This window comes from Nocardia abscessus NBRC 100374 (assembly GCF_000308455.1).
GTDB classification, from domain to species: domain Bacteria; phylum Actinomycetota; class Actinomycetes; order Mycobacteriales; family Mycobacteriaceae; genus Nocardia; species Nocardia abscessus.
This window is the reverse complement of the sequence record NZ_BAFP01000010.1, coordinates 23,153-36,653: the sequence shown is the minus strand read 5'-3', so window position 1 is coordinate 36,653 and position 13,501 is coordinate 23,153. Positions and strand designations below refer to the sequence as shown.

General features: G+C 69.2%; 11 protein-coding genes and 1 pseudogene. 3 read left to right on the top strand and 9 right to left on the bottom strand.

Annotated features, from left to right (window positions below; all coding sequences use genetic code 11):
* Nucleotides 1-546, bottom strand: a pseudogene (locus ON19_RS02655) (DUF4129 domain-containing protein); the annotation flags it as partial.
* Between the two features lie 172 nt (nucleotides 547-718).
* Nucleotides 719-1,732, bottom strand: a complete 1,014-nt coding sequence (gene zapE, locus ON19_RS02650) for a cell division protein ZapE (protein WP_043686055.1) — start codon at nucleotides 1,730-1,732, stop codon at nucleotides 719-721.
* A gap of 63 nt (nucleotides 1,733-1,795) precedes the next feature.
* Here zapE and ON19_RS02645 point away from each other — a divergent pair, with 63 nt between their 5' ends.
* The gene (locus ON19_RS02645; RefSeq protein ID WP_043686092.1) at nucleotides 1,796-2,374 is read left to right on the top strand and encodes a TetR/AcrR family transcriptional regulator; all 579 of its coding nucleotides are present in this window, start codon (nucleotides 1,796-1,798) and stop codon (nucleotides 2,372-2,374) included.
* Between the two features lie 9 nt (nucleotides 2,375-2,383).
* Here ON19_RS02645 and ON19_RS02640 read toward each other — a convergent pair whose 3' ends face one another.
* From ON19_RS02640 to ON19_RS02610, 7 genes are all read right to left on the bottom strand, one after another.
* Nucleotides 2,384-2,821 (bottom strand): NUDIX hydrolase, encoded by a 438-nt coding sequence (locus ON19_RS02640; protein WP_043686053.1) that lies wholly within the window; start codon nucleotides 2,819-2,821, stop codon nucleotides 2,384-2,386.
* 71 nt (nucleotides 2,822-2,892) lie between these two features.
* Complete coding sequence (locus ON19_RS02635; protein ID WP_043686050.1) at nucleotides 2,893-4,071, bottom strand: lipid-transfer protein; 1,179 nt, start codon at nucleotides 4,069-4,071, stop codon at nucleotides 2,893-2,895.
* Nucleotides 4,064-4,498, bottom strand: coding sequence for a MaoC family dehydratase (locus ON19_RS02630; RefSeq protein ID WP_372478672.1), 435 nt, complete (start codon nucleotides 4,496-4,498; stop codon nucleotides 4,064-4,066). The genes ON19_RS02635 and ON19_RS02630 overlap by 8 nt, the downstream gene beginning before the upstream one ends.
* Nucleotides 4,480-5,415 (bottom strand): bifunctional MaoC family dehydratase N-terminal/OB-fold nucleic acid binding domain-containing protein, encoded by a 936-nt coding sequence (locus tag ON19_RS02625; protein WP_043686087.1) that lies wholly within the window; start codon nucleotides 5,413-5,415, stop codon nucleotides 4,480-4,482. Before ON19_RS02625 ends, ON19_RS02630 begins: the two co-directional genes overlap by 19 nt.
* Before the next feature lie 18 nt (nucleotides 5,416-5,433).
* A complete protein-coding gene (locus tag ON19_RS02620; RefSeq protein ID WP_043686047.1) occupies nucleotides 5,434-6,594 on the bottom strand; it encodes an acyl-CoA dehydrogenase family protein in 1,161 nt (386 codons plus the stop codon).
* Nucleotides 6,579-7,643 (bottom strand): acyl-CoA dehydrogenase family protein, encoded by a 1,065-nt coding sequence (locus tag ON19_RS02615; protein ID WP_043686044.1) that lies wholly within the window; start codon nucleotides 7,641-7,643, stop codon nucleotides 6,579-6,581. Before ON19_RS02615 ends, ON19_RS02620 begins: the two co-directional genes overlap by 16 nt.
* A 22-nt stretch (nucleotides 7,644-7,665) precedes the next feature.
* Nucleotides 7,666-9,816 carry an acyl-CoA dehydrogenase family protein gene (locus ON19_RS02610; protein ID WP_043686041.1) on the bottom strand — a complete coding sequence of 717 codons (2,151 nt, stop codon included), beginning with the start codon at nucleotides 9,814-9,816 and terminating at the stop codon, nucleotides 7,666-7,668.
* A 145-nt stretch (nucleotides 9,817-9,961) separates the two neighbouring features.
* Between ON19_RS02610 and kstR the strand changes: the two genes are divergently transcribed.
* The gene (kstR, locus tag ON19_RS02605; protein ID WP_043686038.1) at nucleotides 9,962-10,612 is read left to right on the top strand and encodes a cholesterol catabolism transcriptional regulator KstR; all 651 of its coding nucleotides are present in this window, start codon (nucleotides 9,962-9,964) and stop codon (nucleotides 10,610-10,612) included.
* A 257-nt stretch (nucleotides 10,613-10,869) separates the two neighbouring features.
* On the top strand, nucleotides 10,870-13,443 hold the full coding sequence (otsB, locus tag ON19_RS02600; RefSeq protein ID WP_043686035.1) for a trehalose-phosphatase: 2,574 nt from the start codon (nucleotides 10,870-10,872) through the stop codon (nucleotides 13,441-13,443).
* Nucleotides 13,444-13,501: the final 58 nt, after the last annotated feature.

The following is a 13,501-nucleotide window of genomic DNA, read 5'->3' as shown; positions in this document are numbered from 1 at the left end:
GGGCACCGGCTTGCGCCGGGAGGACACCGCGACCACGACCAATCCACTCATCGCCACCGTCAGCAGGCCGACGGCCGCGATTCCGGCCAGCACCAGCGCCGTCCCGGTGAGCTCCGCGGATCCGGGGTCGTACTCGGCGGTCGGCGCGGTCCCCGGCTCCGGCGCGGCGCCCGTGGTGGTGGCGGGCGCCGCCGGGCGGGCCGGTTCGCTCGGCCCGCTCGCTCCGATGAAGTAGATCGCCGACGCCGCCGCGAGCAGCAAGGCGAGCAGCGCGAGCGCGCCGAGCACCGCCAGACCGGCCCGCCCGAGACGCCACTGCCTGCGCTCGTCCTCGCGTTCCGGTTCGGGCATGGCCAGCGGCAACCGATGCTGGCTCGCGATCACGCCCGCCAGCAGGATCACGATAGACACCGACAGCAGCACCGGCATGAGCGCGACCGACAGGGCGGACGGGGCATGTCTGCGCGGCTCGCTTTCGGTAATTCCTGGGATGTATCCGTGCAGGGCGATGGCGGCAAAAGCCAGCAGCGTGATCAGCACGATCACGCGCGATATCGGCGCTCGCGCCACTGCGTACCACCAAATCTGAGTACTGCACAAAACAGCCACATAGTTACATGCCGGGTGGTCCGCTCGGGATGGAATGGAATACTTCGGAGTCTCTCCTCTTAAACTGCAACTGTGCCGGGTCGCCACCGGGCGGTTGTCGCGGGCGCGGTTACCGGGCGATTTCGGGCGAGGATTGGGACAATTCACAAAGCCGGCTCGTCAAACGTGAGATATCCGGCACCCCGCGGACGCCCCGCACCAGCTCGCCGAGCACCGAAGACGCGACGACGGCGAGTTCGCGATCGGCGTCATAGAGAACATCGACGAGGTTCACGAAACGCATCGCCCAGTCGACCGGAACTTCGCCCAGCAGCGGTACATCTCGGATTTCCCAACGGCGAAATCGTTGGGCCAGTGCAACATAATCCGCCGCGGAGGTTGGGACACCGCACAATGCGGCGAAGTCGATGACCAGTGTGTCGTCGACCGTCGCAATCGCGTGCAATCTTCGGGCGCCGACGGATATCTCGACGGCTGATCCGTTGCCCCCTTGTGCCGCATCGGTATTGCACGCGCCCGGGGTCGAAATCCGCGGCGCGTACCACCGTGGCGCCACGACGTATCGTCCGGCCGCGAATCCGGTTCGGCGACCGCGAGAACCGAGGCCGCGATAGTCGATCGCGCCGTCGACCGCCACCACGTCCATGCGCGCGAGGATGCGCTCGATCGTCGGCACGAACCGGTCGTGGAACAGCGGATTCGGCAGCAGTTCGGCCGGCGGGTAGTTCGAGGTCACCACCAGCGCGATGCGGCGGGCGAACAGCGCGTCGAGCAGCCGCGCGATCAGCATCGCGTCGCCGATGTCGTGCACGTGGAACTCGTCGAAGCAGACCAGCCGGGCATCGCCGAGCAGTGCGTTCACGGCGGCATCGATCGAGCGAGATGCGTGCGCCGCGGCGTGCAGACCGGCGAAGAACTGGTGGAAGTGATAGCGCCGCTTGTGTTGCGAAGCCACCTCCGCGAAGAACCGGTTCATCAGCATGGTCTTGCCGCGCCCCGGCCTGCCGTAGAGGTAGATCCCGCGATGACGCCGCACCGGCCTGCCGCGCCGGTCGACCAACTCCCGCAACCGCGCCGCCGCCAGCTGCTGGCCGGAATCCCACTGGATGACATCGGGTTCCATGACACCTCCTTGTCCTCTACATTTGTAGAGGACAAGGTCGAACTGCGGCCAGAAAGGGTGATCATGTCCACAGGCGACCGGCGCGTGCTCCTCGTCGACACGGCCATCGAACTGATCGCGACGCGGGGCCTGCGGGCGCTCACGCACCGGGCGCTGGACACCGAGCTCGGCCTGCCCGGCGGGTCGGCCTCTTACTATTTCCGCACCAAACGCGCCCTGATCGAGGCCATCGTGGACCGGATCACCACCCGCTCGCGCGACGATTTCGCCGCAGCCGCGCTGGCGCCGACCTGCACCGCCACGCCCGGCGCGGTCGCGGAGGCCATCGCCACCTGGCTCGACCGGCTGCTTGCCGAGCGGCGCGCGCACCTGATCGCCCGCCACGCCCTGCTGCTGGACCTCCTGGACGATCACGACCTGCGTCCCCGACTCGCGCACAGCCTGTTCTCCACCGAACGCGCCCGGGAGCTCTTCCAGGCCATGGGCGCAACCGACCCCGGCGCCAGGGCCGACGACTTCGTCGCCGTAGTCGAGGGCGCGGTATTCGACCGCTTCGCGGGCAACCGCACGGCACTGCGCCCGAACACACCGGAGAGCGTGCGGCAACTCGCCAGGCTGCTCGGGCCCCACCTGAGCGCCTGACCGATGTCGCTACCCGGTCCAGCCCCGCTGGCTGTAGGTCGCTCCGGTGCGGTAGCCGCGGATGCCCGCGGCCGGATACGGGATGAGCGTTTCCGGAAGGTTCGCGAGCGGAAACCAGCGCAGCTCGTAGGACTTGTCGGGCTCGCGGTTGACCGGTTCGCCCGACCAACGGCGAGCCTCGAAGAACAACCCGACCCGAGCCTCCCGCCCGGAGCCGACGACGTGCGCGGTGTGGACATGCCGCAGATCCGCCGGGTCGATCACCACGCCGACCTCTTCGCCCGCCTCGCGGACCACCGCGGCCAGCGCCGACTCCCCTACCTCCAGTTTTCCGGCCGGGAGGTGCCACAGCCCGTCGAACTCGTCCGCGCTGCGCCGCCTGCTCAGCAACAACTCCTCGCCGCGCAGCAACAGCACGTGCACGTCCACCAGATGCCGGGCCACCACCGCAACCAACCTACGCGCCTGCCCGTCGCCCCGACGCGCTTCGCACCCGCCGCGGCAGATGCGAAGCCGACTCAGCCTGCGGTGAGAACGAGCCCGGAGGTCGGGACTCCGGTGCCCGCGGTGACCAGGACGTTGGTCGTGTCGGGTACCGGATTGACCGAGGTGCCGCGAATCTGGCGCACGGCTTCGGCGATGCCGTTCATCCCGTGGATGTACGCCTCGCCGAGCTGGCCGCCATGGGTGTTCAGCGGCAGGCGACCCCCGACTTCGATCGCCCCGTCGGCGATGAAGTCCTTCGCCTCGCCCCGGCCGCAGAAGCCGAGCTCCTCCAGTTGCATGAGGACGAACGGGGTGAAGTGGTCGTAGAGGATGGCGGCCTGCATGTCCTGCGGACGCAATCCGCTCTGCGCCCACAGCTGGTCGCCGACCAGGCCCATCTCCGGAAGACCGGTCATGGCGTCGCGGTAGTAGCTGGTCATCACGTACTGGTCGGCGCCGGAACCCTGGGCGGCCGCGGCGATGACGGCGGGCCGCTGCGGCAGGTCGCGGGCCCGTTCCACGCTGGTGACCACGATCGCGACCCCGCCGTCGGACTCCTGGCAGCAGTCCAGCAGGTGCAGCGGCTCGGCGATCCAGCGGGAATTCTGGTGGTCGGCCAGGGTGATCGGCTTGCCGTAGAAGAACGCCGCCGGATTCACCGCGGCGTGCTTGCGATCGGCCACGGCCACCCGGCCGAAGTCTTCGCTGGTCGCGCCGTAGACGTGCATGTAGCGCCGGGCGACCATCGCCACCTGCGCGGCCGGTGTGCCCAGCCCCTGCGGGTAGGACCAACCGGCGTCGATGCCCGACGAGGTGGGCGCGGTGGCCAGTGCGGTGGAGAACTGCCCGAACCGCGACACCGACCGCTCGTTGAACGCGCGATAGGCCACGACGACGTCGGCGATTCCGGTGGCCACCGCCATGGCGGCCTGCTGGATGGTGGCGCAGGCCGCGCCGCCGCCGTAGCCGATGTGGCTGAAGAACTTCAGCTGCGGAATACCGACCGCCCTGGCCACGGCGGCCTGCGTGTTGGTGTCCATGGTGAACGTGGTCAGGCCGTCCACGTCGGCGGGTGTCAGGCCCGCGTCGGCCAGCGCGGCGGTGACCGCCTCCGCGGCCAGCCGCAGTTCGCTGCGGCCGGAGTCCTTGGAGAAGTCGGTGGCACCGATGCCGACGACGGCCGCGCGGCCGGAAATCTTCTGCTCAGTCATCGGCGCTCCGCAACGCGATGACGGTCGTGGCCGTGATGTGGTCGCCCATGCTGTCCTTGCCGATCACGTCGATGTGTATGTCGTCGCCTTCCAGCGCGGTCACCGTGCCGGTCAGCGTCAGCGTGTCCCCCGCGTAGAGCGGCACGCCCAGGCGCAATGCGATCGACTTGACGATGGCGCGCGGGCCCGCCCAGTCGGTGACGAAGCGCTGCACCAGGCCGGTGTCGGTGAGGATGTTGACGAAGATGTCCTTCGACCCGCGGGCGACGGCCTTGTCCCGGTCGTGGTGCACGTCCTGGAAATCCCGGGTGGCCAGCGCGGTGCTGATCACGAAGGTGGGATCGGCGTCGATCACCAACTCCGGCAGCGCCGTGCCGACCCGCACGGACTCCGGTCGCACGGCGGCGCTCAAGACACCACCTGCCACACCGGCAGGGTCGCCTCGTCGTCGAGCTTCTCGAAGCCCACCTCGACCGGCAGGCCGACCCGCACCTCGGCCGGGTCGATGCCGCGCAGTTCGCCGAGCATGCGCACGCCCTCCTCCAATTCGACCAGCGCCACCACGAACGGCAGCTGCCGTCCCGGCACCTTCGGCGCGTGGTGCACGACGTAGCTGAACACGGTGCCGCGCCCGGAGGCGACGACGTAATCGGTCGGTTTCGACTTGTCCTGCCAGATGGCCGGGATCGGGGGATGCCGCAGCGATCCGTCCGGCAGCCGCTGGATGCGCAACTCGCCCGCTTTGGTTCCCTCCCAGAAGAACTCGGTATCCCAGGAGACCAGCGGCTTCACCCGCTCGCCCGCGGCCGGTTCCGCCGCCGCGGTGCCGGGCGCGAATTTCAGCAGCCGGAACAGCATCTCGGCCACCACTTCGTCGCCGACCCGCCAGGTGGTCCGGAAGGTGACGAACCACCCCTCGCCCAGCGCGGTGCGCTTCGGGCCGCGGATGTCCGACAGCGTGCTGGTGACCGAAACCTGCTCACCGACATTGAGGTAGCGGTGGTAGGTCTGCCGGCAGTCCGTGGCCACCACGGAGGTGTAACCCGCGGCGTCGAGCAACTCGGTGGCCGCCCCCATCGGGTCGTCGGCGGGCCGGGACCCGTTGAGCCCGAACATGGTCCACACCTGGGCCATGGCGGGCGGCGCGACGATGCCGGGATGTCCCGCGGCGCGCGCCGCCTGTTCGTCCACGTAGATCGGGTTGGCGTCGCCGAGCGCCTCGACCCAGTTGTTGATCATCGGCTGGTTCACCGGGTCACGCCCGAAACGGGGCGCGCTCTCACCCGCCGCCTGAATCCCTTCGGCGGCGGCGACGATCGCGTCCGCAGTTGTGGTGTCCGGCACGCGCGGCTCCTTCACTCGTTATCGGGGTACTCGCGGCAACCGGAGACCGGCCGAGGCGACCAGTTCGCGCATCACCTCGTTGACGCCACCGCCGAAGGTGACCACGAGGTTCTGCTTGGTCCTGCGGTCCAGCCAGGTCAGCAGTTCGCCGGTGGCCGGGTCGGCCGGGTCGCCGAAGCGGCCGACGATCTCCTCGGCGAGCCTGCCCGCCTCCTGCAGCGATTCGGTGGAGTAGACCTTGGTGGCCGACGCGTCGGCGATCACTTGGGACTGATCGCCGTCAACTGTCGCGGCCACCTGCCAGTTCAGCAGTTCGTTCAGCCGGACCATGGCGTGGATGCGGCCCAGCGCGCGACGCACGTCCGGTTCGGCGAGCACGCCGCGCGGTTGCGCCCAGTCGCGCACCCGGTCGTAGAGCTGCTCGATCTTGCCGGACGGACCCAGGCTCACCCGCTCGTGGTTGAGCTGGGTCGTGATCAGCTTCCAGCCCCGGTTCTCCTCGCCGACCAGCATGTTCGCCGGTACGCGCACGTTGTCGAAATAGGTCGCGTTGGTGTGGTGGGCGCCGTCGCAGGTGATGATCGGCGTCCACGAGTAGCCGGCATCCTTCGTGTCCACGATCAGGATGGTGATGCCGCGGTGGCGCGACTCGGCCGAGCCGGTGCGGCAGGCCAGCCAGACGTAGTCGGCTTCGTGCGCGCCCGTGGTGAAGATCTTCTGCCCGTTGACGATCCAGTCCCCGGATTCGTCGCGCACCGCCGACGTGCGCAGCGCGGCGAGGTCGGTGCCCGCCTCCGGCTCGGAGTAGCCGATCGCGAAATGGATGTCTCCGGAGAGGATTCCGGGCAGGAACCGCTGCTTCTGCTCCGCGGTGCCGAACTGCTGCAAGGTTGGGCCGACGGTCAGCAGCGTCACCAGCGGAAGCGGGACGTCGGCCCGGACCGCCTCGTTGAAGAAGATCTGCTGCTCGACCGGGCCGAACCCCTGGCCGCCGTACTCCTTGGGCCAGCCGACGCCGAGCCAGCCGTCGCGTCCCATCCTGCGCACGACGGCGCGGTAGGCGGCGCCGTGCCGATTCACCGCCATCTCGGACTCCTCCTCGGGAGTCACGAGGTCGGCGAAGTAGGCACGCAATTCGTCGCGTAACCGACGTTGCTCGGTGGTCAGGTCGATGAACATCTGGCACCCAATCGATCGAGTCGGAACGACGCGCCGCCGAGCCAGCGAGCGATGTCCTTGGCTTGTGAGTAATAGCGGTGCATCGGGTGGGTCACGTCCACACCGAGACCGCCGTGCAGGTGATGACACTTCTGCATGGCCGCGGGCAGTTGTTCGGTGACGGTGTAGGCCAGGATCTCCAGGTCGTCGTCGGTGCGCTCGCGGTGCTCCCGGCTCGTATCGTCCTGGGCGAGCGCCCAGTTCGCCGAGACCGCGGCCACGTGCAGAGTGCGGGAGACGACGTACAGATCCGCGATCTGCTGAGCGACGGCCTGGAACTCGGCCAACGGCCTGCCGAACTGGCGGCGGGTCCGCAGATGCTCCGCAGTGAGCGTGATCGCGCCCTTGAGCAACCCATCGGCTACCGACCCGATGGAAGCCAGCGCCAAACGGTGCAGGTCCGCCAGGCCGGTTGTCCACAACTGTTCGGCGGGTATCTCCACCTGGTCCAGCCGCACGGTGCACTCGGGGATACCGCCGGAGACCGGCGTGGGCGTCAGCGTGAGCCCTTCGGCCTGGGCATCGACGAGGGCGATACCGGAACTGGTCGGCACCAGCAGCCAACTCGCCTGCTCGGCGTAGGGTACGGCAACCTTGCACCCGCTGATGCGCACGGTGTTTCCGCTGGTGACCGCGATGGTCTCCGGTTCGACGGTGAAAGGCGCCGCGGCTTCGCTCAGCGCAGCCGTGAGCACCGTCCCCTTGGCGATGTCGGGCAGCACCCGTGCCACCACGCTCTCCGGCGCACTCGCCACCAGCGGCAGCACGCCGAAGCCCAGCGTCGGAAGGGCGGGTATCGCGACCGCGTCCGTCGCCAGCTCGGTCAATAGAGCCGCCACCTCGAGCAGCCCCATGCCGTCGCCGCCGTGCCGCTGCGGCACCGCCACGACAAGCAATCCGGAGTCGACCAGTCTCGGCCACAGCTCCATATCGCGAGCGGGTTCTCGTTCCAGCAAGCTCACGACGACTTCGGCCACCGCGTCCTGGCCCTCGTCCCTGGTGAAATCCACGTTTTCTCCCGGTTGTCGGCGACTAGCTGTTCGCGTCGCGAGGCAGCCCGAGAATCCGCTCACCAGCCACGGTGAGCAAGATCTGCTCAGTTCCACCAGCGATCGATAGACAGCGCGTTAGCAGGAATTCCTTCACCACTTCGGAATCCTGCGCGCCGGAAAGCCCTGCCGTCTCGACAGCGAATTCCGCGACCGCTTGGCGGTGGCGCACCCCGACCAATTTGCGAACACTACTCTGCGCACCCGGGTCTCCCCCGGCAAGCAACTTCACTGCCGCGCGTTGTTCGAGTAAAAGTCCGGCGACGGCGTCTGCGACGAATCCGCCGAGGCGGTCGTTCACCAGTTCGGCGCCGGGGCCCGTGGCGGGCGATTTCGCGATCAGCTCTTCGAGCACCGGACCGATACCATTGCCGCCCATGGCGACCCGCTCGGTCGCCAATGTGGATCGGGCGATTTTCCATCCGTTGTTCAATGCGCCGACCACGCCGTCGTCGGGCACGAACACGTCGTCGAGGAATACCTCACTGAAACGCGCCTCCCCGGTGATCTGCACCAGCGGGCGCACTTCGAGTCCGGTGCTGTGCATATCGACCAGGAAGTACGTGATGCCACGATGTTTGGGTGCGTCCGGATCGGTACGAGCCAGGCAAATCGCCCAATTCGCCTTGTCTCCCAGAGAAGTCCACACCTTTTGCCCGCGCAATACCCAGCCGCCGTCCACCTTTTTCGCGGTGGTGCGCAACGCGGCCAGGTCGGAGCCCGCTTCCGGTTCGCTGAACAGCTGGCACCAGACCACCTCGCCGCGCAGCGTCGGCCAGGCGAAGCGCTCGATCTGCTCCGGCGTGCCGTGTTGCAGCAGCGTCGGAATCGCCCAGCCGCCGATGGCCAGGTCCGGCGCCGTGAGCCCGGCGCGGCGCAGTTCCTCGGAGATCACCAAACCGTTCATCGGATCCGCGGCGCGCCCGTAGGGCCGCGGCCAATGCGGCATGGCCAGGCCCGCCTCGACGAGTGCGTCGCGCTGCCGATCGGCGGGCAGGGCCGCAATCCGCGCGACTTCGGCGGCCAGTTGGTCCGCGGTGCCACCGTCCACGGCCACGCCCTCAGCGGCGAAGACCCGGTCCGCGCCGGTGGTGCGCCGCAGGCCGTGACGGGTGAGCTCGGTGACCCGCGCGCGCCAGTGCGCCGAGCCGCCGAGCAGTTGCCGCAGCGCCGTCGCCCTGCGCAGGTACAGGTGCGCGTCGTGCTCCCAGGTGAAGCCGATGCCGCCGAGCACCTGGATGCAGTCCTTGGCGGTCTCGACCGCGGCGTCCAGGGCGATCGCGGCCGCGATGGCGGCGGCGATCGACAGTTCGGCGCCGCCGTCGTCCACGGCGGCCGCGGCGTCGGCCGCGACGGCGCGAATCAGTTCGGTGCGGCACAGCATCCAGGCGCAGATGTGCTTCACCGCTTGGAAGGAGCCGATCTTGCGGCCGAACTGCTCGCGCACCTTGGCGTACTCGACGGCGGTCTCCAGGCACCAGCCCGCCAAACCCGCCAGCTCGGCGGCGACCAGCGCGACGAGAAGATCTTCGGCGGCGTGCGGCGCGACGAACACCCGCTCCGCGGGCACGCGCAGGTCGGCGCAGTGCACCCGAGCCAGCGGCGTGCTCGGGTCCAGCGGCGCGAGCGCCTCCACCCGCAGACCGTCGGCGTCGGGCGGGACCAGGCACCAGCGCTGCCCTCTCGGGTGGTCCACCGGCAGCAGCACGGCGGTGCCCGGTGCGGCGCCGAGCACGGAATCCCAGGTACCCGTGAGCAACACACCGTCGCTTGCGGCGGGTACGCTCACCGTCGAACCGACGACGAAGTCGAGCCCCACACCGCAGGGCAGGTCCTCGTCGAGCTGTCCCGTGGTGATCAGGTTGGCCAGAGCCGTTGCCAGCACGGGGCCGCCGACCAGGTCGTGCGCCGCCTGCTCAACCAGCACGGCGAGATCGGCGACCGATCCACCCGCACCGCCCGCGTCCTCGGCCACCGCGACCCGGAAGATCCCGATCTCGGCGAGTGCGGGCCAGTAGGCGCGCCAGAAGTCGGCCGCGCCGGTTCGCATTGTTGCAATTGGACGGACCGAGGCGGCCCATCCGCGCATCGACTCCTGAACGGCTTTATGCTCGTCAGTGGTGGCGATGGTCACACTCCATACCGCCTTTCCGGCGTGACTCCCACACCTAGAACATGTTCTAATATCCTAGCCGGGCGGAAGTCAAGACACCATCGCCGCCGAGGCGAGACCGCGCACGCAGCCGACGAAACGACGTTCCCGGAAAGGACTTTCATCAATGGCCAGTCCGTCCCGATCGCAGCCAGCCGACCCGAGCGCGGCCCGGCCCGCCGCCACGGTCACCACGCTCAGTGAGGACGAGCTGAGTTCGGCGGCGCAGCGCGAACGGCGCAAGCGGATCCTGGACGCGACCTTGGCACTCGCGTCCAAGGGCGGTTACGACGCGGTCCAGATGCGCGCGGTCGCCGAGCGCGCCGACGTCGCGGTCGGCACGCTGTACCGCTACTTCCCGTCGAAGGTGCACCTGCTGGTCTCGGCGCTGTCGCGCGAATTCGAGCAGATCGAGGGCAAACGCAAGCCGCTTGCCGGGCAGTCTCCGCAGGAGCGCATGCACCTGCTGCTCACCCAGATCACCCGGATGATGCAGCGCGACCCGCTGCTCACCGAGGCCATGACCCGGGCGTTCATGTTCGCCGACGCCTCCGCCGCCGCCGAGGTGGACCGGGTGGGCAAGGTGATGGACCGCGTCTTCGCGCGGGCCATGAACGACGGCGAGCCCACCGAACGTCAGCTGGCCATCGCGCGGGTGATCAGCGACGTGTGGCTGTCGAATCTGGTCGCTTGGCTGACCCGGCGCGCCTCGGCCACCGACGTCACCGAACGCCTGGAACTGACCGTCGACCTCCTGCTCGGCGAACGCAACCAGTAGGCTCTACCGGGATCTCCCAGCGCACATCGAGCGAATTCGGCGCCCGGTCACCCATCGGGCCCGAATCAACCCCTGTGCTGCGACGAAGCTCACCCGCTCGAATCCCGTTGCCGTTAGCTGGGCAGATCCACCGGACACCGGTTCAGCACCTGCGTTATCGTGCGCACGCGGACCGGCGCGCTGCTGTGCGGCAAATTCAACACAGTATTGTTTTGCCCGCCCCCGTAAAAAACTCCTCCGATCACTAGGTTGGATGCGTGAGCGCACAGGATCTGCCACTGGAACTTCGCCGTGCACTGTCGACGGTCGCGCGCGTGCCACGGCTGCTGGTCGCCTCGGACTACGACGGGACACTCGCGCCCATCGTGTCCGACCCGGCCAAAGCCTTTCCCCATCGGGAATCGGTGAGCGCGTTACGAGCCCTCGCCGGCCTGACCGGGACCACCGCCGCCGTGATCTCCGGCCGCGCGCTGCGAGATCTCGCGGCGCTGTCGCGCCTGCCCGTCGAGGTGCAACTGATCGGCAGCCACGGTTCGGAATTCGACGTCGGCTTCGTACACGCGATCGACAACGACGCCAAGCACCTGCTCCAAGAGGTGCAGACGGCGCTGAACCAGGTCGCCTCGGACAACCCCGGGGTCACCGTCGAGATCAAACCGGCCAGCGTCGCGTTGCACGTGCGCAACGCCAGCCCGGAGATCGGCCACCGCGCGCTGTCGCAGGTCCGGCTCGGCCCGGCGTGCTGGTTCGGCGTGCAGGTCACCGAGGGCAAGGCCGTCATCGAACTGGCTGTGGTGCAGACCGACAAGGGCACCGCACTGGACACCGTCCGGCATCAGGCGGGGGCCTCGGCCGCGGTGTTCTTCGGTGACGACGTCACCGACGAGAAGGCGTTCCGGGTGCTCTCGGGCCCGGACGTGGGCATCAAGGTCGGCGACGGCGAGAGCCTGGCCAAGTTCCGGGTGGACAGCACCGAGGCCGTGGCCTGGGCGCTGGCCTATCTGCTGGAGGAGCGCCGGACCTGGCTGGCGGGGGCGAGCGCGCCGCGCATCGAGCGGCTGACCATGCTCGCCAGCCCGCGCTCGGTCGCGCTGCTCACCCCGGACGCCACGGTGACCTGGTTCTGCCACCCGGAACCGGATTCGGCCGCGGTGTTCGCGCACCTGCTCGGCGGCCCGCAGGGCGGTCATTTCACCATCGAGCCCGAGCGGCCGGGGCTGCCGCTGTCGCAGCGCTATGTCGACGGCACCATGACCGTCGAAACCCGTTGGGCCAGCCTGCAAGTCACCGACTACCTGCCGCACGACGTGGCGTCCAACCGGACCGACCTCACCCGGGTGATCACCGGTCACGCGAAAGCCAGGGTCACCTTCGCACCCCGGCCGGAGTTCGGCCAGGTGCCGGTGAACCTCGAAGCGCAAGAGGGCGGCCTGCGCGTGCACGGCACCAACGACCCGATCGTGCTGCGCTCCCCCGGCGTGCGGTGGGAGATCGTCTCCGACGGAACGCACGAGTCGGCACGCGCCGTGGTCGACCCGTCCCAGGGCGCGGTCGTACTCGAACTGCGCTGCGGCACCACCGATCTGGATCCCGCGGAGAGCAACGAGACCCAGCGGCGCCGGGAGGCGGAGCGGTACTGGTCGGAGTGGGCCTCCAAGCTCACCCTGCCACCGCTGAAGCCCGACCTGATGAAGCGTTCCGCGCTGACCCTGCGCGGCCTGGTGCACGCGCCGTCCGGTTCGATCCTGGCGGCCGCCACCACCTCGCTGCCCGAGGACATCGGCGGCGTGCGCAACTGGGACTACCGCTACTGCTGGCTGCGCGACGCGGCGCTGACCGCGCAGGCATTGGTCTCGCTCGGCTCGCTCACCGAGGCCGAGGACTACCTCGGCTGGGTGCACCGGGTGCTGGAGACGCTGCCCGGCCCGGAGCGCCTGCACCCGCTGTACACGCTGTACGGCGAGACGCTGCCGCCGGAGGCATCGATCGACCAGCTGCCCGGCTACGCGGGCTCGCGCCCGGTGCGCGTCGGCAACGCGGCCAACATGCAGGTCCAGCTGGACGTCTTCGGCCCGATCGTCGACCTCATCGCGACCTTGGCGCACGCCAGGGAGCTGCGCGGCGTCACCGATCCGGCCGGCGTGCTGCCGGACGCCGACTGGGAGCTGGTGTGCGCCATGGTCGCGGCGGTGCAGCGGCGCTGGCAGGAGCCCGACCACGGCATCTGGGAGATCCGCGGCAACCCCCGCCACCACGTGTACTCGAAGGTGATGGGCTGGCTGACCGTCGACCGGGCGCTGACCCTGGCGCAGAAGTTCGATCGTGAGGTCGATCCGGCCTGGCCGGTGCTGCGCGACACCATCGCCGACGAGGTCAAGGCCAAGGGCTGGAACGACGAGGTGCAGTCCTACACCGCGGCCTACGACGGCACCGACCTGGACGCGGCGACGCTGCACATCGGGTTGAGCGGCCTGATCGACCCGTCCGACCCCCGCTTCGCGGCGACCGTCGTGGCGACCGAGGCCGAGCTGCGCAGCGGCTCGACCGTCTACCGCTACCACCACGACGACGGCCTGCCCGGCGGCGAGGGCGGATTCCACCTGTGCGCGGCCTGGCTGGTCGAGGCGTACCTGCTGATCGGCAAGCGCTCGGACGCCGAGGCGCTGTTCGCTCAGCTGGTCGACGTCGCGGGACCCACCGGGCTGCTCAGCGAGGAGTACGACCCGGTAGCCGAACGCTCGCTCGGTAACCATCCCCAGGCGTACAGCCATCTCGGCCTGTTGCGCTGCGCACAACTGCTCGGACAGCCGGTGGAGGCCGCGCTGGTCTGAAGACCCGAGCTCACCCAGGGGCCCGCGAACGAGGAATCGTGAACGGGCCCTTGGTTTT

What these genes read in the sequence shown, in the direction of transcription:
- zapE (WP_043686055.1), bottom strand. Translation starts at nt 1,732, where the DNA reads ATGGAACCCGATGTCATCCAGTGGGATTCCGGCCAGCAGCTGGCGGCG.
- ON19_RS02645 (WP_043686092.1), top strand. Translation starts at nt 1,796, where the DNA reads ATGTCCACAGGCGACCGGCGCGTGCTCCTCGTCGACACGGCCATCGAA.
- ON19_RS02635 (WP_043686050.1), bottom strand. Translation starts at nt 4,071, where the DNA reads ATGACTGAGCAGAAGATTTCCGGCCGCGCGGCCGTCGTCGGCATCGGT.
- ON19_RS02620 (WP_043686047.1), bottom strand. Translation starts at nt 6,594, where the DNA reads ATGTTCATCGACCTGACCACCGAGCAACGTCGGTTACGCGACGAATTG.
- kstR (WP_043686038.1), top strand. Translation starts at nt 9,962, where the DNA reads ATGGCCAGTCCGTCCCGATCGCAGCCAGCCGACCCGAGCGCGGCCCGG.